The organism is Pseudaeromonas sp. HNCC25DJ180, assembly GCF_055413345.1.
Map to the genome: position 1 here is coordinate 1 of NZ_JBVAYF010000022.1, position 24172 is coordinate 24172.

Sequence of the window (24172 nt, forward strand, 5' to 3'; positions counted from 1 at the left end):
TTTGCTTTTTAGCTTGTGAAACATCAAAAGCCACCCCCTCCCAACCTCCCCCTTGGCAGGGGGAGGAGCTGTTCGACGCTTTTTTCGGCATTTATCTCACCAATCGACCAAAGATATGTACAAGAGAGAGCCCAAGGATGGGTTCACGGCGTGTCAGCGTGTGCTACCTCGTCGCCGTAGCATAATTAGGCGCGGTTATTTAGCGGGTAGCGGGGTTTGCGCAGGTTCTCGACGCTGAAGATCTCGTCCAGTTGGGCGGCGGTGAGCAGGCCGCGCTCCAGTACCGCTTCGCGTACCGTTTGGCCGGTGAGGGCGCAGGCTTTGCCGATCTCGTCGCAGGCGTGGTGGCCGATATAGGGGGTGAGAAAGGTGACCAGACCGATGGAGCTGAAGACATAGTGTTCGCACTGGGCCTGGTTGGCGCTGATCCCTTCGATGCACTTCTCCCGCAGGGCGCGGCAGCCGTTGGTCAGCAGCTCCAGCGATTCGAACAGGCACTGGGCTATCACAGGCTCCATCACGTTGAGTTGCAACTGGCCGGCCTCGGCGGCCATGGTCACGGTCACATCGTTGCCCATCACCTTGAAGGCGATCTGGTTCACCACTTCCGGGATCACGGGGTTGACCTTGGCGGGCATGATGGAGGAGCCCGCCTGCCGTCTGGGCAGGTTGATTTCGCCGAGACCTGCGCGCGGGCCCGAGCTTAACAGCCGCAGATCGTTGCAGATCTTGGAGAGCTTCATGGCCAGCCGCTTGTAGGCGCTGTGCAGCATCAGGTAGGCACCGCAGTCGGAGGTGGCCTCGATAAGATCTTCGGCGGGCACAAAGCTGTGGCCGGTCAGCTCGGCCAGATAGCGGATGGCCAGGCTGGAGTAGTCGGGCGGGGTGTTCATGCCGGTGCCGATGGCGGTGGCGCCCAGGTTGACCTCCAGCAGCAGTTGCTGGCAGCGGCTGATGCTCTTGATCTCTTCGCGCAGGGTGACGGCAAAGGCGTGAAACTCCTGGCCCAGGGTCATGGGCACCGCATCTTGCAACTGGGTGCGCCCCATCTTCAGCACCTCCTTGAAGCTCACCGCCTTGTCATCGAACGCCTTGATCACCTGCTTGAGCTCGCGCAGCAGAGCGAAGGTGCTTTCGAACAGCGCCACGCGAAAGGCGGTGGGATAGACATCGTTGGTGGACTGGCAGCGGTTGACGTGATCGTTGGGATGGAGGATCTGATAGCTGCCCTTGGGGTGGCCCGCCAGCTCCAGCGCCAGATTGGCGATCACCTCGTTGCAGTTCATATTGACCGAGGTGCCGGCGCCGCCTTGAAACAGATCGACGGGAAACTGGTCGTAACAGCGACGGCTCTCCAGCATCAGATCACAGGCGGCGATGATCATGCCGGCCCGGTCGGGATCCAGGGTGCCCAGCGCCCGGTTGGCCTGGGCGGCGGCCTTCTTGGTCAGCACCAGGGCGCTGATAAAGGCGGGGAGATCGTTCATCTGCTGGCGGCTGATCTGGAAGTTATCCAGCGCCCGCTGGGTATGGATGCCGTAGTAATGGCGGTTATCCAGCGTCATGGTGCCCAGCAGATCGGCCTCTTCGCGTGATGGCGTTGACATGGTGCCGCTCCTGTAAAGTGGTAGCCTCTTTGCTTATTTTGGCACAGCCAGCGGCCGGGATAGGTGATAACCCCTGGATCTCCAGTTTGATGGTGAACGAACTTAATCGGCCGGGCAGGGGAATCATCTGCTTCAAACTATGCCATTTGGGTCGTCCTGTTGCCCTCTGGTGGTGCGCGGTATTTTATTCGGCAGCGAATGGCTCTGTGATCTTGGCCGAATGCACGTTAATGGCACAATATTTGGCATATGCCCATAGTTGGTGCTGCCATGGCGATATATTCCTCTGCCAAATAGGAAAAAAAGCCTGCTCGATCAAGGGGTTTTCATGGAGTAGAATCTGCGACCCTATGCCGTAGCAGGGGCGTTTTACCCTGTACGAACCCTTGGCAACAAAGAGAGGATGCCAATGAACATGAGTACTCCGACGACGATTACCTTCGTCATCTATATTCTGGCCATGATCGGGATTGGTTTTGCCGCCTGGCGCTATACCAGAAACCTGTCTGATTACATTCTGGGTGGGCGCAGTCTGGGCAGCTTTGTCACGGCCATGAGCGCCGGTGCCTCGGACATGAGTGGCTGGTTGCTGCTGGGGCTGCCCGGTGCCGTGTTTGCCTCGGGCATCAGCGAGAGCTGGATTGCCATTGGCCTGATCCTGGGCGCCTGGTTTAACTGGCTCTTCGTAGCCGGGCGCTTGCGCGTCTATACCGAAATCTGTAACAACGCCCTGACCCTGCCCGAGTTCCTGACCCACAGGTTCGAGGATAGCTCCCGTGTTCTGCGGGTGAGTGCGGCACTGATCATTCTGATCTTCTTCACCATCTACTGTGCCTCGGGCATGGTGGCCGGGGCGCGCCTGTTCGAGCAGAGCTTTGGCCTGAGCTACGATGTGGCACTCTGGGCGGGGGCGGCGGCCACCATCCTCTATGTGTTTGTCGGTGGCTTTCTGGCGGTGAGCTGGACCGATACGGTGCAGGCGACCCTGATGATCTTCGCCCTGCTGCTGACGCCGACCATAGTGATCCTCAGTAATGGCGGGCTGGATACCACGGTGGCGGCCATCAATGCCATCGATATGAAGTACAGCGATCTGTTCCACGGCACCAGCACCATAGGCATCATCTCCCTGATGGCCTGGGGTCTGGGTTATATGGGCCAGCCCCATATTCTGGCGCGCTTCATGGCCATCAACTCGGCCAGCGGCATTCCCAAGGCCCGCCGTATCGGCATGATCTGGATGATCCTCTGTCTGGGTGGCGCCGTGGCGGTGGGTTATTTCGGTATTGCCTACTTCGCCGCCCACCCCGAGCAATCCACCGCGGTGCGGGGCAATCACGAGACCGTCTTTATCGAGCTCTCCTATCTGCTGTTCAACCCCTGGGTGGCCGGTATTCTGCTCTCGGCCATTCTGGCGGCCATCATGAGCACGCTCTCCTGCCAACTGCTGGTCTCCTCCTCGGCGTTGACCGAAGACTTCTACAAGGTGTTTGTGCGCCCGAACGCCTCCCAGAGCGAGCTGGTCTGGGTGGGACGCACCATGGTGCTGGTGGTGGCGGTGATCGCCATTGTTATCGCCATGGATCCTACCAGTAAGGTGCTGGGTCTGGTGGGCTACGCCTGGGCCGGTTTCGGTTCGGCCTTCGGCCCCGTGGTGCTGCTGTCACTGCTGTGGCCGCGCATGACCCGCAACGGCGCGCTGGCCGGTATGTTGATGGGAGCCATCACCGTCATCATCTGGCGTAATGGCGCCTGGTTTGGTCTCTACGAGATGGTGCCGGGCTTTAGCTTCGCCACCCTGGCGATTGTGCTGTTCAGCCTGCTGGACAAGGCGCCCTCAGTGGCCATGCATAACCGCTTCCGCCAGATGCAGCACGAGCTGGACACCCCCACCGAGCCACTGCGTATGCCGGTGACCGAATCCTGACCCTCTGAAATCCCGGCCACCGCCGGGATTTTTTTAAGCATAAAAAAGTAGAAGGGACAGCCATTTTGTAAGCGGAAGGGACAGCCATCTTGAGTCAGAGGGGACAGCGATCTCTGGGGTAAGTGGGTGCCCCATGGCAATATCCCACGAGTTGGTGCCAGTGTGCTGGCGGGACAAGTGGACGCCGACACGCCGTTAATCCTTCCATGTAGACTTGCAGGCCAATGTGGCCAAAGGTCCATAGCGCAGTTTGAAACCCCTGGCTGCCTGATCAGACGGTTTTTTAGTCATTAACTGGAATTGATACATCCATACCTACTATTATCTTGGGTAATCCAACCTCGGGGGCCGGCCAAGAAATCTGACAGTTATCATATAAATCAAAGATTTCACTTTCATAAAATAATTTGCCACTTTTGTCGTATGCTCTAACAAATCCAGGAGTATCCATTTTAAGGTCACCAAAATAAAAACTGGAAACTTTCAGTGTCTCTATTCTGTATTTTCTATCTGGGCTTATATCTAAAAAAAGGTGATTCCCATATTTTTTTGCTAGATATGGAGATAAAAGAACAAATGAAATAAAAAAGAGTGCCACGGTCAAGATGTACAATGTGAGTCGCCGATTCATAGTGGAATTTCCCACCCAGATTCATTTCGCCACTTCACATCAGAGTAAACTATAAAATCCCCACCTTTCTTTTTATCGTTCTTATGTGCTTCTTGCCAGCGCCTAAAGTCACGATTGAAAACGGGAACATATCCTTTTAATGCGAAAAACAGTGGAGACGAAAGATATGCGATAGTATCTAATTTACCTAAACATCTATTCATTTGTTTACTCCAGATGCCGAGTGGTTCATTGTCACCTTCAAAATCATAACTATCCCGAAGGTATAAACCCGTTTTCTCAACTCGAAAGAAATCACGACCGTTGCGGTTAAATGCAGTACCAACAACGGCTATTTTCAGTGTTCCATTACCAATGCCACCATATAAGCCATCAACTCGGTTAAGTTTATTGCCCACATCAACTCTGTTTACCTGGGATAATGCATCGCATTCTCTAGCTGAATAAGTGGTAGAACCTAAGTGCGTTGGGGTTCTTTTCCCTATGGTCCATCCAACATTTTTTAATAAAATTCTGAGTCTATCTATGCCTTTAGATGATACCCATGAATTATGAATATCAATTGTCGCTGCATGCCACATCGGCTGAGATAGTAACCATTCTATTTTGACTATATCGTCATTATATCGGTTGGATGGTAAAGATAGAGAGCTAACTTTTCCTGATCTAACATCAGGAGTCATCACATAAGCTTCCTCCATGTCAAACCAGTATCGCATCAACTTTCCAGCGGTACGCCAATTCATTGCGTCCATGATGTCAGGGAGCTCATCTAAATGAAGAGGATCAACAATTACCTGGACAGGATCCATATCACTACGAGGTGTTGTAGTCGCAGTTGCCAAAGTCATTTTTTAACTCCTATTTCAGATTGAAAAGCGTGAGCTAATGTAATGTGTTGCATTGTATTACTATGGCAAATAACCGTTTTACCTTGTTCGCACGTATCACCCGAAATATCCTCTTCAGGTGTTTGGATCAGATAGGTGAACCCCCTTGCGGGGTTACCAGATTGATCAGTAAGCTGAAAATGCTGATTGAATGGCTTTGTAACGAGAGGAGTAGATATTGTTGATTGTGATGGTGGAGTATAGATATCGCCAATCAGCACATTACTAGAACCGCCGATGAGCACACCACCATGTGAAGTTGCTGACCCGACCAATGCGGCAGGCAGGCCATTAATAAAAACGGTCGAACTACCAGCCACAATTGTAGCGCCACAGCTAGTCGTATCACCAAGGCGGGCAGCGGGAATACTGTTAATAAGTACATTATTAGAACCGGAAGTAATACTATTTACAGAATGACCTTTCTTAGGGCAAGCATGTGCATCACCCACTCTGGCAGCTAAGGGCATATGTTCTCCAAATAAGTTTGAAAGAGTTCAGAAATCTATGCTGATTGACTGGTTATTCAAGCTGTTAGTTTTGTCTGTTTGAGTGAAATCTGGACTTTAATTTGAATGAATCGTCTAACGCCCTATTAAGGGGTGAACAACGCAATTAGGGCCAGTTCGTGGCATTTTTTGAGCAATGTTAAGGATGAATTGACCGACCGATCTGGGTGAACGGTTTAAATGTCACCTCGTCACCACACGCATGAGTCAGCAAATCCCATCTGGATGGCCAACGAGACTAAGGGCTCATGGCGAAGTTTGAAAACCTCGGTTGCCCGATAAGTCGAAGGGGCAGACATCTCAAGTAGTCAGAGGGAACAGCCATCTCAGAAAGCGAAAGGGACAGCCATCTTATGAATCAGGTGGCTGTCCTTTTTTATTGGTCTCTTCTGGTGGGGTTATTGACTGGCGGTATTGGCAAAGGCTTCGTTAAGTGCCGCTATGGGGAGATAGCGGCCAATGATGACCAGCTGGGAGCGGGGCGGTTCATCTTGCCAGGGAGAGCCGTAGTCGAAACCGGCCACCTTGTGTACGCCCTGTACTATCAGGCGTCGAGGCTCGCCAGCGATGGCCAGTACCCCCTTGTAGCGCAGCATGTCATTGCCATATTGCGCTATGCACTGCTCCATAAAGGCGCCAATCTTCTTCAGATCTAGTAACGGCCCCTCGAAGAGGTGCGCGGCTATCAGATCGTGTCTGGCGGGTTCTGGCGTGGCGAGGGGGCGAAAGGCCTTGAAGTGCAGGCGGCCTTCTCGCACCTGCTGCACGCCTAGGCTCAACTCCAGTTCATCGCTCAGGGCAAAGGCATCCAGGTCCAGCCACAGTCCGGGCGGACAGACGCCCTGGGCTATGTCGTAGATCTGCGCCTTGCGGTTGATGTGATGCAGGCGCGCCATGGCCGCCTCCCGCTCCTGCTCGCTGACCCTGTCGCACTTGGTCAGCAGGATGCGGTCGGCAAAGGCGATCTGGGCGGCGGCGACCGGATGTTCATCAAGCTGACGCGCTATATGCTGGCAATCCGCCAGGGTGATGACGGCATCGAGGCGCAGGGCCTCCCGCAGCGTCTCCTCCACGAAGAAGGTCTGGATGATGGGGGCCGGGTCGGCCACTCCCGTGGTCTCGATGATCAGACGCTGGAAGTGGATCTCGCCACGGGCGCGTCGCGCCAGCAGCGCAGTGAGGGCGGCGCTGAATTCGCCGCGGACGCTGCAGCAGACACAGCCGTTACTGAGCTCCACCACACTGAGCTGTTCGCCTGTGGCCAGCAGGGCGCCGTCGATGTTGGCGGCCCCCAGCTCGTTTTCGACTATGGCCAGCGGCTCCGTGGCGTGGTGACGCAGGTAGTGATTGAGCAGTGTGGTCTTGCCAGACCCGAGAAAACCGGTCAGCAGGGTCACCGCAACAGCCTGATCCATGATGGACTCCCGTAAATAATCAGCAGCAGCGACCGCCACTCTTGCCGCCGTAGCGGGCCTCCTGGCGCTCGCGAAAGAAGGCTTCGTAGCTCATGGGGGTTTGCTCCGGGTGGGTCAGCCGCATGTGCTGCACATAGTTGTCATAGTCGGGGACGCCAACCATCAGCTTGGCGGCCTGTCCCAGATATTTTCCCGCCTTGGCCAGGGTATCGAACATGGAGCCTCCTCGATAAGAGGGCACCGCCGCACAGGGCGGGGCCCGTCCGGTTTTTACATCGCCATCTCGTCGGCGTGGGCCGACATGGGCTGGTAGCGCACTTCGCCAGAGGTGGGTTGCGCGCTACGCAAGGAGAGGCGCGCCGTCTGGATGGCAAAGAACGCCAGCACCACTACCACGCCCATGAAGAAGAGGGTGAGGCCGGCATCCAGGCGGTTGTTGAAGACCAACTGGCTCAGTTGCGAGCGAGTGTATTGCGCCGGTATGTTGCCGCTGTCCAGCATGGCCTGGAACTTGTTGGCTATGGCCAGAAAGCCCAGCTTCGGATTGCTGCTGAAGCTCTTTTCCCAACCGGCCGTCAGGGTGCAGATCAGCAGCCAGGCGGTCGGCACCAGGGCAACCCAGGCATAGGCCTGACGCTTCATCTTGAACAGCACCACGGCACAGAGCATCAGGGCGATCGCCGCCAGCATCTGGTTGGCAATGCCGAACAGCGGCCAGAGGGTGTTGATGCCCCCGAGCGGATCCACCACCCCCTGATAGAGGAAGTACCCCCACGCCATGACGCACAGGGCGGTGGCGAGCAGGTTGGCCGGTAGCGAGTCGGTTCTCTTCAGGGCCGGGAGCAGGTTCCCCAGCAGATCCTGCAGCATGAAGCGGGCGGCGCGGGTACCGGCGTCGACGGCGGTGAGGATGAAGAGGGCCTCGAAGAGGATGGCAAAGTGGTACCAGAAGGCGACGCCCATCAGACCGCCCAGGGCACTGTGCAGTATGTAGGCCATGCCGACCGCCAGAGTCGGGGCACCACCGGCACGGGAGATGATGCTTTGCTCACCCACAGTGCGGGCGATCTCGTTGAGGGTTTCCGGGGTGATCTGGAAGCCCCAACTGCTCACGACCTGGGCGGCAGAGGCGACCACATCCACTGTGCCCGCCGGAGCCAGCAGGGCCAGCGGACTGTTCATGGCGAAGTAGACGCCCGGATTGATGACGCAGGCGGCCACCAGCGCCATGATGGCGACAAACGATTCCATCAACATGCCGCCGTAGCCGATGAAGCAGGCCTGGTTCTCGTTGGCCAGCATCTTGGGGGTGGTGCCGGAGGCGATCAGGGCGTGGAAACCGGAGACGGCGCCGCAGGCTATGGTGATGAAGAGGAAGGGGAAGAGGTTGCCGCCCCATACCGGGCCGCTGCCGTCGATAAATGGAGTCAGTGCCGGCATCTGCAGGGTGGGGCGCATGATCACTATGCCGATGGCCAGCCCGACTATGGTGCCGATCTTGAGAAAGGTGGAGAGGTAGTCACGGGGTGCCAGCAGCAGCCAGACCGGCAGCACGGCGGCAATGAAGCCGTAGCCCGCCAGCAGGGCGGTGAGCTGTATGCCGCTGAAGTCGAAGTAGGGGGCAATGGCCGGATTGCTGGCGATCCAGCCACCGGAGATGATGGTGAAGATCAGGCAGATCACCCCGATCAGCGACACCTCGCCGATGCGGCCGGGGCGCAGATAGCGGGTGTAGATCCCCATGAAGAGCGCCAGCGGAATGGTACAGGCCACCGTATAGGTACCCCAGGGGCTGTGGGTCAGCGCCTTGACCACTATCATCGCCAGTACGGCGAGGATGATCACCATGATCATGAAGGTGGCGACCAGGGCAATGTTGCCAGCCAGGTTGCCCATCTCCAGCTTGATCAGCTCGCCCAGGGAGCGGCCATCGCGACGGGTGGAGATAAAGAGCACCATGAAGTCCTGAACCGCACCGGCAAAGACCACACCGGCCAGCAGCCACAGCATGCCGGGCAGATAGCCCATCTGGGCGGCCAGCACAGGGCCAACCAGCGGGCCAGCGCCGGCAATGGCGGCGAAGTGGTGGCCGAACAGCACCTTCTTGTCGGTCGGTACATAGTCCAGTCCGTCGTTATGCCGTACCGCCGGTGTCATGCGGCTGGCATCCACCGCCAGGATCCGGCTGGCAATGAAACGGCCGTAGAAGCGATAGGCGATGAGATAGACGCAGACGGCGGCCACCACGATCCAGAGGGCGTTGATCTGCTCGCCGCGATGGAGGGCTATGTAGCCGAGGGCGCAGGATGCCAGCAGTGCCATCAGCACCCAGCCCAACTGCTTTCCAAGCTTGTCCATAAGTGAAGTTCCCTGAAGGTTGATGGAAATAAAAATCCCGAAATAGCCTAGCGGAATCCCCATATGGCCTCAACCGACGCAAAATGCGCTAGTTCACTGATTTACGGTCTTTTTTTTGTAACAGAGCAGGGAAGTTTGAGCGGCGTGGCAATAAAAGCTAAAGCCCATGGTTCGGGATAATCGGCAGTGGTGTTGTGTGCAACGAGTCAAGGCGTCGCCTAACGGTTTGGGGTCTGGGAATGGGGGGCCGTTTGTTGGCAACGAAGGCCGGTGATATGGAAGGGGTCGCGCTGTTTCACCTGGCACGAGACGATGGCGGCAGGAAGTGGCTGCTGCAGCGTGACCTCGGTCCCGCGATAGTGGCAGACCAGATAGAGTTGGGAGCCATCAAGCTGGCTCCAGTAAGCGGCTTCATGCTCGCTGTCGCCGTTATCCGGTTTCAAATCAGCCAGCCCGCCGGGTTCGCCATCAAACAGGGAGAGGCGTTCCAGTGCATTCTGCACCAAAGAGACAGGGTTTCCCCCGCTATCACGGGCCACGGCCTTCCAACCTGCTGGCACCGACTCCGCGACTTGTTGCTGGGTCGTAATGGCAGGGGGGCAGCTAAAGGTCAGGCTCGAGATCAGGGTCGTCAGGGCAAGCAGCATATGCAACTCCGGCAGAGGAAAATGAGCGGCGTGGTTATCCGTGCCTGGTAGGCTAGCGTAACCTGCTTCTGGCCGACAGTTCCGGTGCGAAAAATAGGCGGGTTTAGTCGCCATGAAAGGCGGTTACCTGCGACAGCCATCACGAGGTGGATTGGCTCGAGACAGAAGGGACAGCCATTTTATGAGTCAGAAGGCGAGAGTGGGTGTCCCCTGGAAAGGAAAGGGGACGAAGGACAGCCATCTTATGAGTCAGGTGGCTGTCCCGTTGCGGTAGTTACGGGATTACGGCTGGCTGGGCGGGACGTAGCCGTCGATCTGCACTTCACCCTCTTCAAACAGATACTTCTCCATCTCGGCCTGCAGCAGGCTGCGGTGGTCGGCGTTCATCATATTGAGCTTCTTCTCGTTGATCAGCATGGTCTGCTTCTTCTGCCACTCACTCCAGGCTTCCTGGGAGATGTTGTCGAAGATGCGCTTGCCCAGTTCCCCAGGAATGAGTTGGAAGGGCATGCCGGGGGCTTCTTTTTTCAGACGCTGACAGAATACGGTGCGGCTCATGGAGTCCTCTCATGTTGCAGTTCGGAAGTTGCAGTTGGGAAAGTGGCTAACAGCTTGACCGTGGCGGCGGAGAGCCCCACGTTGGCCGGTTGTTTCAGGTTATACCAGAGTTGGCGGGCGCCCTCCATGCTGCGTGGTGGCAGGGGGTGGCTGCAGTGGGCCAGCAGGGGGGTGATATCCAGATGATAGTGGCTAAAGGTGTGGCGAAATGAGGCCAGAGGGGTGAGTGAGCAATCGTGGGCCCCTTGGCTCAATAGCCAGGCTTCGGCAGCCTCCAGGGAGGCAAACTCCGGGAAGCTGTAGAGTCCACCCCAAATACCTTGCGGCGGGCGCTGCTCCAGCCAGAGTTCATCGGCTTGCTGCAGCAGCAGTAAGTAAACACTCTTCTGGGGCAGGGCTTTTTTCTGCGGTTTGGGATGGGGGAAGGTGGTTGGCTGGCCGCTGGCCGCGGCCTGGCAATCCTCCTGCAGTGGACAGGGGTGGCATTGGGGTTTGCTGCGGCTGCACAGCGAGGCGCCCAAGTCCATCATGGCCTGGTTGTATTCGCTCACGCCTTGCTGCGGGGTCAGCTGCTCGGCCCAGCGCCAGAGCCGCTCTTCTACCTTTTTTTCGCCAGGCCAACCTGGCTCGGCCAACCAGCGAGTGAGTACCCGCTTCACATTGCCATCCAGGATGGCGTGATGCTGGCCCAGCGCCAGGGAGAGTATGGCTCCGGCGGTGGAGCGCCCAATGCCCGGCAGGGCGGCAACCTGCTCGAAGGTGACCGGAAACTGGCCGCCATGCTCATCCCGTACCACTTGCGCGGCCTTATGCAGGTTACGCGCCCGGGCATAGTAGCCAAGACCGGTCCAGTGGTGCAGCACCTCATCCAGCGGGGCCTCGGCCAGGCTCAGCAGGTCAGGAAAACGGGCCATGAAACGCTGATAATAGGGGATGACAGTGACAACCTGGGTCTGCTGCAGCATGATCTCCGACACCCAGACCCGGTAGGGGCTCTTATCCTGCTGCCAGGGCAGATGTTTGCGCCCCGCCTGGTGATACCAGGTGAGCAGGCGGGCACTGAAGCCAGGTGAGTGAGTGCTCACGGGGTGAGTGGGTGACAATGGCTGGTTCACAGGATTCCTTGTTACACGCCGCAGCCTGGGTGCCGTTGCAGGCGCATGATGTAGCGCGTCAATATGGTCCGGGAGAGTGGTGAGGGGCGATTGCATCACATGGGCCGCAGGCTGTAAACCGCGGAAACTGTGTGGGAATGGGGGGTTCAGAGCGGGTAACGTGGTTTAATTTGCCGCAATCGCCCTTGCCTACTTGCGCCCGCCACCTATCTTTGCATAATTCGCACTCCCCATTTGACCCAGAGAGAAGCCGATGACCGAGAGTAATCAGCCTGAGATGACAGAGGGCGGCCAGCTTATGCGCCGTATCCGCAGTTTTGTGCGCCGTGAAGGCCGTTTGACCAAGGGCCAGGAGCGGGCATTAACCCAGCTGTGGCCCGTCATGGGCGTCGAGTTCTCCGGTCAGATGCTGGATTTGGCTACCCTGTTTGGTCGTGAAGCGCCCGTGGTGCTGGAAATCGGCTTCGGTATGGGCGCGTCGCTGGTGGAGATGGCCAAGGCGGCGCCGGAGAAAAACTTTATCGGTATCGAGGTACACAGACCGGGCGTCGGCGCCTGTCTTACCTCTGCCGAAGAGGCGGGTGTCACCAACCTGCGTCTTTTCTGCCACGATGCGGTAGAGGTGCTGGAGCAGATGATCCCGGATCAGAGCATAGATACCCTGCAACTCTTCTTCCCGGATCCTTGGCACAAGTCGCGCCACCACAAGCGCCGCATAGTGCAGGCGCCGTTTGTGCAGATGCTGCGCCCCAAACTCAAGCTGGGGGGCCTGTTCCACATGGCCACCGACTGGCAGAATTATGCCGAACAGATGCTGGAGGTGATGAGTGTCGCCGAAGGCTTTACCAATACCTCAGCATTCGGCGATTATGTGCCGCGTCCTGATGCCCGTCCGCTGACCAAGTTCGAACAGAGAGGTCATCGTTTGGGCCATGGTGTCTGGGATCTGGTATTCCAGCGCGCCAACTAAAGTTCCGCCCATTTCCATTAGGAGAGTTCAAATGGCACAACGTAGTCGTCGTCTGCGCAAGAAACTGCGCATTGAAGAGTTTCAGGAGCTGGGCTTCGAGGTGAGCTGGAACTTTCCTGCCAGCAGCAGTGAAGAGGCTATCGACAGCCTGATCGACCGCCTGATCAGTGAAGTGATCGAGCCTCGTCAACTGGCCTTCGCCGGTAATGGTCACCTGGCTTGGGAAGGCCTCATCTGTACTCAGAAGATTGGTCAGTGCAGCGAGGAAGAGATCCAGGCTTGCTGTGAATGGTTGAAGCAACAGGGCATGGAGAACATCAAGCACTCCAACCTGTTTGACATCTGGTATGGCGAGTTGCAATAAGCGCCTCACGGCGTGCCAACCCTAAAACAGAAGACCCCGCCAGTGCGGGGTCTTCTGCTTTTATCCTTTGGCCGAGATCGCCCTTTCACGGGGAGGGGGAAACTCTCATCCACCTTAGCCGGTTCCGCCTGGGCGCCGGTTAACTCCATCTCGCTCTTATCGCCACTGGCTAACGCACCAACCCCAGGTGCTGCAGCGCGCTCAATAGATCGCTGGGTTCGGCCCGCAGGCTGAAGTCTTCATCTACAAAGGCATAGCGGATCTGGCCATCGGGCGCTATCACATAGGTGGCGGGCATGGGCAGTACCCAATGGGGCGTCTGATTGAATTCGGGCACATCCATACCCAGCTGCTCCAGGTAGTCAATCATCACACTGGGGAGTTCCACGGCCACACCGAATCGCCGGGCCACTTGATTGTCAAAATCACGCAGCAGAGGGAAGCTGAGGCCATGGCGTTGCTGCAGCATGAGGTTCAGCCTGTGTTGCTGGGGGGTGATCGCTATCAGGGTGGCACCTAGCTCTAGTAGCCGTGGCTGGATCTGTTGCAGGGCGTCCAGTTGCAGGCCGCTATAGGGGCCCCAACTGCCGGGGAAGAAGGTGAGTACCACAGCCCCTTGGGCCAGCTGGGCTTGCAGCGAGAAGAGGTGCCCCTGGAGGTCGGGCAGTTCGAAGTCGGGGGCCAGCTCGCCCACGCCCTTGGCCTGTTTGGCCAAGTGTGCCTGTTTCATCAGGCGGAAGCCTTCACTCTGCGCCGCCACCAGATCGGGGGGATAACGCTTTTCCCGGATGGCCCGGGTTGCTTGCAGCTGAGAAGCCAGTTTCATCGGCGTACTCCTTCTGTTTATCCAGTGCCGTTTGTCCAAGTTGTCCAGACGGCACCCGGATTATTACTGCCACTTATATCAGTATAGAGCAGAACCGCGCGAAATCAGGCAAGCTGGATGCATCAAGGGTGTCGCGGTGGGCTTATGGCTGCGGTTACTCCTCCATGAAGAGTTCCAACAGCACGTTCAGGTAGCGGTGGCCTAGCTCGGTCACTTGCCACTCATCTGCACTCTCCGTTAGCAAGTCGCGCTCTTGTGCCCTGGTCATCAGGCGGGCCACGCTCTCCAACGCTAGGCCGGTGCGCGCGACGAACTCCTGTTTGGGCACCGCCTCGAACAGGCGAAAGCGATTCATGAAGAACTCAAAGGGCAGATCTGCCGTGGTGACGGGCCAGCTCTCATCCAGATAGGGGCGTGCCGGATCCAGATACCCCTTGGGATGTTTGATCTTGACGGTGCGGCGGATCTCGCCACTGCTCAGGGTCAGTTTGCCATGGGCACCACAGCCTATACCCAGGTAGTCGCCGAAGCGCCAGTAGTTGAGATTGTGCTGACACTCGAAGCCTGGCTTGGCGTAGGCGGAGATCTCGTACTGGCGATAACCGGCGGCGAGCAGCAGGGCGTGGCCCTGCTCCTGGATCTCCCACAGCGTCTCATCTTCCGGTAGTCGAGGGGGGCGGGCACCAAAGGCGGTGTTGGGCTCTATGGTCAACTGATACCAGGAGAGGTGGGGGGGCGCCAGGGCGATGGCCTGACGCAGATCGTCCAGCGCCTGCTCCAGGCTCTGACCCGGCAGGCCATGCATCAGATCCAGGTTGAAGCTGCGCAGGCTCAGCCCCGCGGCCTGCTCGGCGGCGCGTTTAGCCTGCCCCGGGTCGTGGATGCGGCCGAGCTTTTGCAACTGCTGGGGGTCGAAGCTCTGCACCCCTATGCTGATACGGTTGACCCCGGCGGCCTGAAACCCGGCGAAGCGCCCGGCCTCGATTGTGCCTGGGTTGGCTTCCATGGTGATCTCGATATCCGGGGTAAAGGGGATACGAGCCGCCACGCCCTGCAGCAGTTGGCCTATGGCTTGGGCCGAGAAGAGGCTGGGGGTGCCGCCACCGATGAAGATGGAGTTGAGAGTGCGTCCGGCCACCAGCGGCAGGTCACAGCTGAGATCTTCCAGTAGCGCCGCCACGTACTGGGCTTCAGGAACCTCCTGCTTCAAAGCATGGGAGTTGAAGTCACAGTAGGGACACTTCTGCACACACCAGGGGATGTGGATATAGAGCGCCAGTGGCGGGAGCATGGCCTGGCTGGCCACCTCAGTAGATTTCCTGCAGGCGTTCAATCAGCAGTTTGAGCGCCTTGGCTCTATGGCTCTGCTGGTTCTTGATGGCTGCGGGCAGTTGAGCTGCGGTGCAGCCGGTCTCTGGCACGAAGAAGACAGGGTCGTAACCAAAGCCATTCTCGCCCTTGGGTTCGGTCACTATCTGTCCTTCCCAGCTGGCTTGGCAGATGATGGGGGTGGGATCATCGGCATGGCGCATGAAGACCAGAACACACCAGAAGCGGGCGGTGCGCAGGATTGGCGGCAGGAAAGCCAGCTCTTCCAGCAGCTTGGTCAGGTTGTCCTCATCACTGGCATCTTCACCGGCAAAACGGGAAGAGTAGACACCGGGGGCGCCGCGCAGGGCATCCACTTCCAGCCCCGAGTCATCGGCAATGGCGGCTAGGCCGGTCACGCGGGCGGCATGGCGTGCCTTGATGATGGCATTTTCGACAAAGGTAGCGCCGGTTTCCGGTACGCTCTCCACTAGGAAGTCGCTCTGGGGCATCACCTTGAACGCCATACCATCCAGCATGGCATTGAGCTCTTCCACCTTCTTTTTATTACCCGTGGCCAGCACGATTCGATTCATTTTTCTCTCCTTGGCAGCAGCCTGTCACCTGCTGCTGTCGGGCAGCATTCAGGCTCAGTCATCAATGGCGGCCATGATAGCTTTCTACCCGGCCAAAGCCAAAGCCAGCGCGGGTTTTTTTCCCGGTGGCCTAGGTTCTTCCGGCCAGAGGTCCGCGCCCGACCGACCTTTCTGGCGCGGCTCTGGGCCTTTACTCGCGGCTTAGGTGACAGAGCTCATGACAATTGATCTTCAGCACAGTAGCATGTCTGTTGGTTGTACCCTCTGAACGATGGAAACAAGATGATGCCCGTTAAAATGTCTGCCCTGATATCTGCCCTGGGCTTGTTGCTGCTATGTGGGTGTCAACAGGCGCCTGAGCCTCGAGCAACGGCGGAAGCAGGCTTGAGCTCGGGTGTCATGCGTGCCGATGCCAAAGAGCTCACCATGGCCGAGAATGGCGATACCCTGACCCTAAAGGTGGGGGAGTCTCTGGATTTGGCTCTGCCCGGTGAACCGAGTACCGGTTATAACTGGGAGGTGGTGCGTACGCCGGGCTCCTTGCTCAAACCTGCCGCCCAGCGTATTGAGGCGGACAGCGCTACTAATAACGTGTGCAAGATGCAGCGGTTGCAGTTTGCCGCCACCGAGCAGGGACGAGGCATGTTGACCCTGGCCTACCGTTCCCATGCCCAGGTAGCCGATGCGGCCAACTTTTATACCCTCTATCTGCGCGTCGTGCCCTAAGCGGATAGCCGCGTCATTATTGAATGGAGGTTGCTATGTCCCGTTATGGTTATCTGCTGGCACTGGCCTGGTTGATCACCGGCTGTGAGCAGGACATTGAGCCTCCGCACTTGCAACTGGCCCAGTCCGATGCGGGTAAGCCACTCGCCTTGACCGTGGGCAGTGAGTTTATATTGACCCTACCGGCAACGCCCTCCACCGGCTTCACTTGGCAGTGGGCGCCAGACCACTTGGCGCAGTTGCAGTGCGTGGAGCTGCATGGCGATCCGGTCAAGGTGGCCAAGAAAGCGGTGCGTCCCGGCGCGCCCGGTCAGGTGCAGTGGCGCTGTAAGGCCAAGGTCGCCGGCTCGGGTCAGTTGCATCTGCTCTATGCTCGAACCTGGGAGTTGCAGCCTGCGGCCCGGGAGTTTGTCATACCGGTGACGGTGCGTTAGCCTCGCTGGGAGCACCAGGTTGTGCTTGAGCTCCTTCCTCTTTATCTCCCCTGCGCTCATTACAGGAACTTGGCATGTGGTTGCGTCTGTGGTTCTCTCTGCTCTGGCTGGTGGCTCTGGAAGCTCATGCCGATCTGTTGGTGATGAAAAATGGTGATCGCCTGACCGGCCAGATCAAATCGCTGGATAAAGAAAAGCTGCACTTTGTCTCCCCCTATGCCGGTGAGCTGACGCTGGATTGGTCGCACGTGGCCAAATTGGAATCGGATAAGCCCCTGTTGCTGGAGCTGGATCTGACGGCCAGTGCCAACGAGGGGCCTGGCGTTACCCTGGTAGAGATAAGCCATGGCCCGACCAAGCGTTATCTGCGCAAAGAGAGTATCAAGGAGATCAGCCAACCGGAGCGATTTAGCAAGGAGCTGGCCTGGAAGGGCAATCTGGATTTGAGCCTAAACCTCAAGCGCCAGGAGAGCGCCACCAACGACATTCGCCTCAAGACGGACAATGAGCTGACCAAGGGCTTCTGGCGGGATGGCATCAAGGGCTCATTGGATCACAGTCGGCAGGATGGGGTGCTCAACAACTATGAGTATGACCTGACCAACGATCTGGACTACTTCTGGAGCAGTCACTGGTTCTGGCGTGGGGAAGGCAAATATCAGCACGACTTTATCGAGGATCTCTATCAGGAGTGGCGCTATGGCAGCGGCCCAGGCTACCGCTTCTATGAAGACAAACGGGGGCGTTTCGAGCTGGGCAGCCTGCTGGGTCGCCGCGGCTATCAGTATCACAGCCAGCCTGATATGGAGTTTAGCATTCTGGGGGTGAGTTGGGATTATCGTCGTAACTTCGATAAGAGTAAGCTGGAGCTCTATACCAACGGAGATTACAGCTATCCCTTCTTCGATCTGGTGGATTATGCCCTCACGGCCGAGGCGGGTGTGCGCTATAGCCTGAGCCAGAGTATGCGTCTGACCGTCTCTACCGAGCTGGATGCGTTGGAGGGCGAGCTGGATGCGCATCAGGATTGGAAGCATTTTTTGGGGCTGGGTTATAGCTGGTAAGCAGCATAGCTACGATATTGGTACATTTACCATACTGGTTCGGGTTCGTCCGTCGCGTGTAGGATTTGGTAGAGTCCTTACTCTACCTTGGGAGGTCAGGGATGAAACTTGATGCCTGCACGCTTACCGTGGTTCGCTGGTTACAGCAATGTGGCCCTCTCTCCTTAGAAGATCTGGTCTGTGAACAGCTGATGTTGGAGTTTACAGAGCGTGACATTATCAACTGCTTGGGTTGGCTGAGCTCACATCATCTGATAGAGCCCTGTTGTAACGATATTTGTCTGGTGGCGCCTTACCAACTCCTGCCTGGTTATGTGGACTACTCGGATGAGAATTGGCGGCTGAGTGAGCTGGGGGCTATTGTGCGCTGGCATTAAAATAGATGCTGACCCATTTGTTGTTGCAGCTCCTCATTCAGGTTCTACTAACGGCAGATGCCTTAAGGAGAGGGTGTATGTGGTTAAGTGCACTGTTGTTTGGCTCTGTGGTCGATTTTATGGCCGAGCAGCTTAAGTCCCAGGTGGCAGATGGCATGAACAGCCAGCCGGTCACTCAGCAACTGAGCTACCAAGGCGAGGCTGTCCAGTTCAGCCATCAGCTCTGGCGCATCGATCCTGTCAGCGTCTGTGCCGACAAGATCGCCGATCCTCACGCTTTATCCCGCTGCCAGCAGGCCGCCAGGGGGCTGTTTCGTCAACAGTGTGAGGCCTTGAGCCGTCAGCAGGCCGCTGGTGAAAACAGCCCGGAGGGCAGTCAGCGCGCCATGTATTGTGCCGCGGCTCACGACTATGTCCCTACGACTCCAGACCAACGGCAGAGTATCGCCAGCGTTAAAGCTAGCGTTGCCACTGTGAGTAGGGCGCAGGGTGACGTGGCCGAGGTTAGTAGCCCAGCCGAGCAGTTGGCAGGCCTGCAGCGCCAGTGTCGGCGGTTGACCGTACTGGCCTGGATCAGCAAGGAGCCCGCCCGCCAAGCCGAGCGGGATAAAGCCTGTGCGCAATATGATGAGGCCAAGTCTCAGCAGCCAAGGTTAGGTTCTGTACCGCGCCCCAAATAAGCCCAGTGATTGCTGTGATGCGCTGGATTATTTCCCTACCTCAAGCAGGCCTTCCATTCCCTTCTCTCTGTGGCTCTTAAAGAATGGCCGCCCCTTGCTGCAATAGAAGGGGTATTTACCTACGGCCTTAGGCGTGAAGCGGATACGCTTGGCGTCACTGGAGAGACTCTGCGCGATCTTGATTCCGGCTTCTGGTGCCTGGATCACCAGGTTATGGGGGCCAATCCGCTCTCTGCCTTAACTGATAATTCAACCGGTACCTTGACCATCACATGGTTGGGTTTGAAACAGTAACGCCCACTATCCATAGTGACATGCTGCACGCCATCTGCGGCTATGGTTGCCTGATACATCCCTGTCGGTGCCGGGTTCTCGCCCCAGGATGCCGAACACCAGACAACGGCCAGGCCGAGCAGATAACAGGGTAATGCTATTTTCATGGGGGCTCCTGTGGCGGAAACCCAAAAAGCGGTGCCGTTATGGCACCGCTTCTGCTTTGGCGGGTTAGGCACCGGGGCCGCAGTCCAGGCAGCGTTTGACCATTTCCGGGCCCAGGTGCAGCTTGGCGTTGAGATCCCGCAATGCGGTGCGCAGCCCCTCTTCGATCACCGGGTGGTAGAAGGGCATGTCCAGCATCTGGCTGATGGTCATCTGTTGCTGGTGGGCCCACGCCAACAGGTGAGCTATGTGCTCGGCGCTGGGGCCTATCATCTCGGCGCCGAGGAAGCGGCCGGTGCCGTGTTCGCCATACACCCGCAATATCCCCTTGTTGCGCAGCATGACCCGGGAGCGGCCCTGATCTTCGAAGGAGACTTCACCTATCTCGAAACAGCCGCAGCGGGTATAGGTTTGGTTCAGCTCCCGCAAGGTACTGCCGATCATGGCGATCTGCGGGTCGGTGAAGACCACGGCGATGGTCGAACGGCGCAGACCGGCGCGGATATCCGGGTAGCGGCCGGCGTTATCTCCGGCGATGCGCCCCTGATCCGCCGCTTCATGCAACAGCGGCAACTGGTTGCTGGCATCCCCGGCGATGAAGAGGTGCGGCACACTGGTCTGCAGGGTGAAGCGGTCGGCAACTGGTATGCCGCGGTTGTCGAGCTCTGCACCGGTTTTCTCAATATCGAGCTTGTCCACATTGGCGCGGCGACCGGTGGCGGCGAGCACATAATCCACGCTGGCTTCCTGCTGCTGCCCCTGCTTGTCGAGGTAATGGATGCGCACCTGGTCGCCATCGCGGAACATCTGCTCCACCTTGGCGTCGGCATCCAGATAGAACTCCTCGTTGACAGTTTTGGCGGCGTAGTCGCGTACCTTCTCATCTGTGAGTGGGCCAACTTGTCCCCCCATGCCGAACATCAGCACCTCTACCCCCAGCCGATGCAGGGCTTGGCCCAGCTCCAGCCCTATCACCCCAGGTCCGAATACGGCCACGGCCTTGGGCAAATCATCCCAGTTAAACACATCGTCGTTGATGATGAGTCGGTCTCCCAGCTCATTCCAGGCCGCAGGCCAGCTGGGGCGCGAGCCGGTGGCGATGACGATGCGTTCGGCATGGATCTCGGTGTGATCATCCACTACCAGGGTATGCGGGCCGGTAAAACGGGCGTAGCCGTGGATCTTGTCGCTGGCTGGTATGCTGTCAACGCCTTCGAGGACGAAGCCGACGAAGCGATCCCGCTCGCGCTTGACCCGGGCCATCACCTCTTGGCCATCGATGCGGATGTGCCCTTCCGGATGGACGCCAAAGCCCGGTGCCTGTTTGATATGGTGTACCGCCTCGGCGGCGGCGATCAGCAGCTTGGAGGGCATGCAGCCGACGCGGGCACAGGTGGTGCCGTAAGGGCCCCCTTCAATCATCACCACCTTCTTACTATGGGCCTTGGCGGCGCGGTAGGCGCCCAAACCTGCGGTACCCCCCCCTATCACGGCAACATCTACTTCAATTCTGTTCATGCTCACTCCTTAAATGGGGGTTGCTCATCACTAGCAGCCGACTTGGGCAACTCAGCCGCGACAGATGGCTGGTAGTGATGGCCGAAAAAAGGTGGGTGTCCCGGTAACAGGGGGCCCACCAAAACGGCACTGAGGGATAGGATCACCCGGCCTCGCCGGGTGACTCACTGTTACTGCTTGGCGAAGTAGGCTTCCAGCTCGTCGCTGCCACCTATGTGCTGACCGCCGATATAGACTTGCGGCACACTGGTGCGACCGGTGACGGCACGCAAGCCGACTGTGGTGGCATCTTTACCCAGCACCAGCTCTTCATAGGCGATGCCGCGGTCAGCCAGCAGCTTCTTGGCCTTGGCGCAGAAGGGGCAGCCTGGTTTGGTGAACAGGGCCACGGACTCTTGCACCTTGGCGGCGGGATCCAGGTACTTGAGAATGGTGTCGGCATCGGAAACCTTGAAGGGATCCCCTGGCTCGTTCGGCTCGATGAACATCTTCTCGACTACGCCATCCTTCACCAGCATGGAGTAGCGCCAGGAGCGCTTGCCAAAGCCCAGGTCTTCCTTCTCGACCAACTGCCCCATGCCGGCGGTGAAGTCACCGTTGCCATCTGGAATGAAGGTGATGTTTTCTGCCTTCTGATCCTCTTTCCAGGCATTCATGACAAAGGTGTCATTGACCGAGACGCAGAGGATCTCATCCACCCCCAGCTTCTTGAATGCTGGCAGCAGCTCGTTGTAGCGTGGCAGGTGGCTGGAAGAGCAGGTGGGCGTAAAGGCACCTGGCAGGGAGAAGACCACAACAGTCCGGCCGGCAAACAGCTCTTCTGTGGTGACATCGACCCACTGGTCGGCCTGACGGGTATGGAACGTAACGCTGGGAACCTTCTTGCCTTCGTAGGATTGGGACATGGTGTAGCTCCTTAAGTGGTAGTGCAAACAATCACGGGTTTAATTCACTCTGCAGCCTGAGGCTGGCGACGGTGTCACTCTGGCCCGTCGATGGATTCATAATGATGCAGCTGGATTGATAGTTCCAATTGTTATCTGCTATTGTTTTGATAGGTATTACCTATCAATTGCATCTTAATGAACCTGAAAGATTTAGAATATCTGCTGGCGTTGGCAGAGGAGCGGCACTTTCGGCGGGCTGCGGAGCGCTGCTTTGTCAGCCAGCCGACCTTGAGCGGGCAGCTCAAGAAGCTGGAAGAGGAGTTGGGGGTGCAATTTCTCGAGCGTACCAGCCGCAAGGTGCTCTTTACCCAGGCTGGGTTGCAACTGGTGGATCAGGCCAGAAGGGTGTTGAGTGAAGCACAGCTGTTTCGCGAGCTGGCGGGTAGCCATGGCCAGACCATGAGTGGCCCCCTGCATCTGGGGCTGATCCCCACTGTGGCTCCCTACCTCTTGCCCCATATAGTCCCCGGGCTGCGTCAGGCCTTTCCCCAGTTGGAGTTCTATCTGCATGAGGCGCAGACCCACCAGATAGTGGCTCAATTAGAGAGTGGCCAGCTTGACTGTGCCATTCTGGCGCTGGTCAAGGAGAGCGAGCCCTTCGTGGAGTTGCCGCTGTTTGTGGAGCCCATGGCCCTAGCCGTGCCCATGGATCATGAGTGGTCGCAACGGGAGTCGGTGGCGTTGCCTGAGTTGGCGGGGCACCGACTATTGATGCTCGAGGATGGTCACTGCCTGCGGGATCAAGCCCTGGGCTTCTGTTTTGCCGCCGGCGCCAAGGAGGACAGCCACTTTCGCGCCACCAGCCTGGAGACACTGCGCAACATGGTGGCAGCCGGCGCCGGCATCACCCTGTTACCGCAACTGGCGGTACCCAATGAACGGTGTCGGGATGGGGTCTGCTACCTGCCCTGTCATCAGCCTCAGCCGAATCGGGCCATCGGGCTCATCTACCGCCCCGGCTCCCCCCTGCGGGCGCGCTATGAGCAATTGGCCGCTTGGGTGAGTGAGCAGATGGCGGGCGTGATGCGCCAGGGGTTGGATGAGGTGAATTGATCCCGGCAGCTTATGACTGCCCCTGTTATTTGGTGTTGTGGGGGCATGCCGCGGCAAACTGCTCGCAATTCCAAGCGTTAACGTGGTGAAGGTTAGCCACTATTACGCTATCTGGTGACTAGAGCGACATGGGCATGACGCGGTTGCGCCCCAGCTCCTTGGCCCGGTAGAGCTGGTCATCGGCCCGGCGCATGATCTGCTCATAGCCATCTCCCGTCAGGTATTCGGCGACGCCAAATGAGGCACTGAGGCTATTGAGGCGCTGGCCGCTCTTTTTCTCCATGACGGTGATCTTCTCGACGGCGCGGCGCAGGGCTTCGGCAAACTGGCGGGCTACCGGCAGGGTCGTCTGCGGCAGTATCACCGCCATCTCCTCACCGCCGATGCGAAAGCCTTTGATCCCCGCCTTGCAGGCATCGGTCACCCGGCGTGCTATGGCCTTGAGCACCTGATCGCCGAAGATGTGGCCAAACTCATCGTTGATTTTCTTGAAGCGATCCACATCCAGTATGATCAGGGTGAACTGACTATGGGTCTGCAGTCGGTGGCGCAACTCCTGATCGAAGGCGCGGCGGTTGAGCATACCGGTCAGGGCATCGTGGAAGGCTTCCGCGCGACTCTTCTCCAGATGCTGTTTCAACTCGGCTATCTCTTTTTCGGCATCGCTCAGCTGGTTGTGAAATAGCTGGGTGGTCTGGGTGATGTCACGGGAGCTCTTGACCAGTTCGCGCACCAGCGCCACCGTCTCTTCGATGGAGAGCCCCTCGTCCTCGAACTTCATCAGTTTGCTGAAGCTCTTCTCCAGCATGACCTTAAAACCATCGGTATCGCTCAAGGTGTCGCGCATATTGGTGTTGAGCTCGGTGACCATGGCTTCCAGGCTCTGCTTCATGGTCTCCACATCACGCTCGGTCTGGGCGGCCACATGCTCCTGATAGAGCAACTCGCTGGAGAGGGGGCTGCAGAGACCGGACTCCTTGATGGTGCTGTCGACGGCCGCATTGAGCTGGGGGTTGGTTTGCGCCACATAGGTGTACCAGAGCGCATAGTTGGTCGGCGTCGTCGGAATTTGATATTTGATCATCAGGGGGACGGCCTGTTTCAAATAGGCGCTTGCCTGAATAAAACTCTCTTTGGACATGTCGACACTCACGGCGGCTGACGATTCTCTTCCTCCTATCATAGACTGCCAATGCAGGCTGTGAAACTGGCCA

26 protein-coding genes are annotated in these 24172 nt (G+C 57.9%); 9 read left to right on the forward strand and 17 right to left on the reverse strand.

What is annotated here, in order from left to right; all coding sequences use genetic code 11:
* Nucleotides 1-185: 185 nt before the first annotated feature.
* On the reverse strand, nt 186-1607 hold the full coding sequence (gene aspA, locus ACZYTD_RS16485; protein ID WP_463893694.1) for an aspartate ammonia-lyase: 1422 nt from the start codon (nt 1605-1607) through the stop codon (nt 186-188).
* A gap of 409 nt (nt 1608-2016) precedes the next feature.
* Here aspA and putP point away from each other — a divergent pair, with 409 nt between their 5' ends.
* Nucleotides 2017-3534 carry a sodium/proline symporter PutP gene (gene putP, locus ACZYTD_RS16490; RefSeq protein WP_463893696.1) on the forward strand — a complete coding sequence of 506 codons (1518 nt, stop codon included), beginning with the start codon at nt 2017-2019 and terminating at the stop codon, nt 3532-3534.
* Nucleotides 3535-3817: 283 nt separating this feature from the next.
* Here putP and ACZYTD_RS16495 read toward each other — a convergent pair whose 3' ends face one another.
* From ACZYTD_RS16495 to mutY, 9 genes are all read right to left on the reverse strand, one after another.
* Nucleotides 3818-4165: a hypothetical protein gene (locus tag ACZYTD_RS16495; protein WP_463893698.1), complete on the reverse strand. Its 348-nt coding sequence runs from the start codon at nt 4163-4165 to the stop codon at nt 3818-3820.
* Nucleotides 4162-5016, reverse strand: a complete 855-nt coding sequence (locus ACZYTD_RS16500) for a DUF6402 family protein (protein WP_463893700.1) — start codon at nt 5014-5016, stop codon at nt 4162-4164. The genes ACZYTD_RS16495 and ACZYTD_RS16500 overlap by 4 nt, the downstream gene beginning before the upstream one ends.
* Nucleotides 5013-5525 (reverse strand): PAAR domain-containing protein, encoded by a 513-nt coding sequence (locus tag ACZYTD_RS16505; RefSeq protein WP_463893703.1) that lies wholly within the window; start codon nt 5523-5525, stop codon nt 5013-5015. Before ACZYTD_RS16505 ends, ACZYTD_RS16500 begins: the two co-directional genes overlap by 4 nt.
* Before the next feature lie 437 nt (nt 5526-5962).
* Complete coding sequence (locus ACZYTD_RS16510) at nt 5963-6979, reverse strand: CobW family GTP-binding protein (RefSeq protein WP_463893705.1); 1017 nt, start codon at nt 6977-6979, stop codon at nt 5963-5965.
* A gap of 19 nt (nt 6980-6998) precedes the next feature.
* Nucleotides 6999-7196, reverse strand: coding sequence for a YbdD/YjiX family protein (locus tag ACZYTD_RS16515; protein WP_463893708.1), 198 nt, complete (start codon nt 7194-7196; stop codon nt 6999-7001).
* 53 nt (nt 7197-7249) lie between these two features.
* Nucleotides 7250-9337: a pyruvate/proton symporter CstA gene (gene cstA / locus ACZYTD_RS16520; protein ID WP_463893710.1), complete on the reverse strand. Its 2088-nt coding sequence runs from the start codon at nt 9335-9337 to the stop codon at nt 7250-7252.
* Between the two features lie 218 nt (nt 9338-9555).
* A complete protein-coding gene (locus ACZYTD_RS16525) occupies nt 9556-10098 on the reverse strand; it encodes an STY0301 family protein (RefSeq protein ID WP_463893711.1) in 543 nt (180 codons plus the stop codon).
* A gap of 168 nt (nt 10099-10266) precedes the next feature.
* Nucleotides 10267-10542, reverse strand: coding sequence for an oxidative damage protection protein (locus ACZYTD_RS16530; RefSeq protein ID WP_463893714.1), 276 nt, complete (start codon nt 10540-10542; stop codon nt 10267-10269).
* Nucleotides 10539-11657, reverse strand: a complete 1119-nt coding sequence (gene mutY / locus ACZYTD_RS16535) for an A/G-specific adenine glycosylase (protein WP_463893716.1) — start codon at nt 11655-11657, stop codon at nt 10539-10541. The genes ACZYTD_RS16530 and mutY overlap by 4 nt, the downstream gene beginning before the upstream one ends.
* Before the next feature lie 253 nt (nt 11658-11910).
* On the opposite strand from mutY, the gene trmB reads away from it, so the two are divergent.
* Both trmB and ACZYTD_RS16545 read left to right on the forward strand, forming a co-directional pair.
* Entirely contained in the window at nt 11911-12627 is a 717-nt protein-coding gene (trmB, locus tag ACZYTD_RS16540) for a tRNA (guanosine(46)-N7)-methyltransferase TrmB (protein WP_463893718.1), read from the forward strand.
* Nucleotides 12628-12658: 31 nt separating this feature from the next.
* On the forward strand, nt 12659-12991 hold the full coding sequence (locus tag ACZYTD_RS16545) for a 50S ribosome-binding protein YggL (RefSeq protein ID WP_463893720.1): 333 nt from the start codon (nt 12659-12661) through the stop codon (nt 12989-12991).
* 169 nt (nt 12992-13160) lie between these two features.
* Here the strand turns inward: ACZYTD_RS16545 and ACZYTD_RS16550 are convergent, their stop codons facing one another.
* The 3 genes from ACZYTD_RS16550 to rdgB all read right to left on the reverse strand — a co-directional run bounded on the left by ACZYTD_RS16550 (nt 13161) and on the right by rdgB (nt 15721).
* Nucleotides 13161-13817 carry a peroxiredoxin-like family protein gene (locus ACZYTD_RS16550; protein ID WP_463893721.1) on the reverse strand — a complete coding sequence of 219 codons (657 nt, stop codon included), beginning with the start codon at nt 13815-13817 and terminating at the stop codon, nt 13161-13163.
* A gap of 154 nt (nt 13818-13971) precedes the next feature.
* Nucleotides 13972-15108 (reverse strand): radical SAM family heme chaperone HemW, encoded by a 1137-nt coding sequence (gene hemW / locus ACZYTD_RS16555; RefSeq protein WP_463893723.1) that lies wholly within the window; start codon nt 15106-15108, stop codon nt 13972-13974.
* A 16-nt stretch (nt 15109-15124) separates the two neighbouring features.
* A complete protein-coding gene (gene rdgB, locus ACZYTD_RS16560; protein ID WP_463893725.1) occupies nt 15125-15721 on the reverse strand; it encodes an RdgB/HAM1 family non-canonical purine NTP pyrophosphatase in 597 nt (198 codons plus the stop codon).
* Between the two features lie 282 nt (nt 15722-16003).
* Between rdgB and ACZYTD_RS16565 the strand changes: the two genes are divergently transcribed.
* From ACZYTD_RS16565 to ACZYTD_RS16585, 5 genes are all read left to right on the forward strand, one after another.
* On the forward strand, nt 16004-16447 hold the full coding sequence (locus ACZYTD_RS16565) for a protease inhibitor I42 family protein (protein ID WP_463893726.1): 444 nt from the start codon (nt 16004-16006) through the stop codon (nt 16445-16447).
* Between the two features lie 35 nt (nt 16448-16482).
* On the forward strand, nt 16483-16881 hold the full coding sequence (locus tag ACZYTD_RS16570) for a protease inhibitor I42 family protein (RefSeq protein WP_463893728.1): 399 nt from the start codon (nt 16483-16485) through the stop codon (nt 16879-16881).
* A gap of 74 nt (nt 16882-16955) precedes the next feature.
* Nucleotides 16956-17945, forward strand: coding sequence for a DUF481 domain-containing protein (locus ACZYTD_RS16575; protein ID WP_463893730.1), 990 nt, complete (start codon nt 16956-16958; stop codon nt 17943-17945).
* Nucleotides 17946-18046: 101 nt separating this feature from the next.
* The gene (locus ACZYTD_RS16580; protein WP_463893732.1) at nt 18047-18322 is read left to right on the forward strand and encodes a hypothetical protein; all 276 of its coding nucleotides are present in this window, start codon (nt 18047-18049) and stop codon (nt 18320-18322) included.
* A gap of 77 nt (nt 18323-18399) precedes the next feature.
* Nucleotides 18400-19002, forward strand: a complete 603-nt coding sequence (locus tag ACZYTD_RS16585) for a hypothetical protein (protein ID WP_463893733.1) — start codon at nt 18400-18402, stop codon at nt 19000-19002.
* A 203-nt stretch (nt 19003-19205) separates the two neighbouring features.
* Here ACZYTD_RS16585 and ACZYTD_RS16590 read toward each other — a convergent pair whose 3' ends face one another.
* The 3 genes from ACZYTD_RS16590 to ACZYTD_RS16600 all read right to left on the reverse strand — a co-directional run bounded on the left by ACZYTD_RS16590 (nt 19206) and on the right by ACZYTD_RS16600 (nt 21863).
* On the reverse strand, nt 19206-19442 hold the full coding sequence (locus ACZYTD_RS16590) for a hypothetical protein (protein WP_463893735.1): 237 nt from the start codon (nt 19440-19442) through the stop codon (nt 19206-19208).
* Between the two features lie 64 nt (nt 19443-19506).
* The gene (locus ACZYTD_RS16595) at nt 19507-20958 is read right to left on the reverse strand and encodes a dihydrolipoyl dehydrogenase (RefSeq protein ID WP_463893737.1); all 1452 of its coding nucleotides are present in this window, start codon (nt 20956-20958) and stop codon (nt 19507-19509) included.
* 170 nt (nt 20959-21128) lie between these two features.
* Entirely contained in the window at nt 21129-21863 is a 735-nt protein-coding gene (locus ACZYTD_RS16600; RefSeq protein WP_463893738.1) for a glutathione peroxidase, read from the reverse strand.
* Nucleotides 21864-22040: 177 nt separating this feature from the next.
* Here ACZYTD_RS16600 and oxyR point away from each other — a divergent pair, with 177 nt between their 5' ends.
* Nucleotides 22041-22958, forward strand: a complete 918-nt coding sequence (gene oxyR, locus ACZYTD_RS16605; RefSeq protein WP_463893741.1) for a DNA-binding transcriptional regulator OxyR — start codon at nt 22041-22043, stop codon at nt 22956-22958.
* A 118-nt stretch (nt 22959-23076) separates the two neighbouring features.
* On the opposite strand, the gene ACZYTD_RS16610 is transcribed toward oxyR, so the two are convergent.
* Nucleotides 23077-24099: a GGDEF domain-containing protein gene (locus ACZYTD_RS16610; protein ID WP_463893743.1), complete on the reverse strand. Its 1023-nt coding sequence runs from the start codon at nt 24097-24099 to the stop codon at nt 23077-23079.
* Between the last annotated feature and the right edge of the window lie 73 nt (nt 24100-24172).